Here is a 725-nt window from a genome sequence, read left to right on the forward strand (position 1 = left end):
CGCCGGTCACCACCGCGGTCGTCACGCCGGAAGCCACCACGCTCGCCGCCACGGTCATCCCGGTGGGGCGCCGGGCGATCGTCACGCCGGAAGCCGGACCTGTCGTCGCGACGGAAGCCCCCACGGTCTCCGCCGCGGTCGTCACGACGGTCGTCGCGCCGATCGTCACGACGGAAGGACGGCCGGTCGTCACGTCCCCTGCTTCCGTACCCGCCGGAGCCACCGGGTCGCCCACCCCGGTCGTCGTCACGACGGAACCCTGGCCGGTCGTCGCGGCGGAATCCGCCGCGGTCGCTGCCACGGTCGCGGTCGTCGCGGCCACCGCGGAACCCACCGCGGTCGCCCCGGTCGTCACGGCGCGGACCCGACCGGTCGTCTCGGCGGTCGTCGCGCCGGAAGGACGGCCGGTCGTCCGAACGTCCGCGGAAGCCGCCCCGGTTGTCACCACTGTCCCTGCGACGCGGCTCGCGCTCAGGACGGTCGTCGGAGGAATTGGGGGACATTGGTAAAGCTCCTGTCTCAGGGCACCGCGATCTGTTGGAGGTGCCGCAGTAGTCATCGTCGCGCAGCCGGCGAACCGCTGCACGGGTGTACGCATTGCCGCGAAGAACGCAACAAAAAAAGGACCCGTAGTCCAGCTTGAATGCTGGACCACGGGTCCCAGAAAAATTGTTCGGCGGCGACCTACTCTCCCACAAGGTCCCCCTTGCAGTACCATCGGCGCA

Annotated in this window: 1 pseudogene; it reads left to right on the forward strand. The window is 70.2% G+C overall.

Going from position 1 to position 725, the window contains the following annotated elements:
* Positions 1 to 509, forward strand: a pseudogene (locus ABEA77_RS33810) (hypothetical protein); the annotation flags it as partial.
* Positions 510 to 725 lie beyond the last annotated feature (216 nt).

Source organism: Streptomyces tremellae, assembly GCF_039540215.1.
GTDB classification, from domain to species: Bacteria; Actinomycetota; Actinomycetes; order Streptomycetales; family Streptomycetaceae; genus Streptomyces; species Streptomyces tremellae.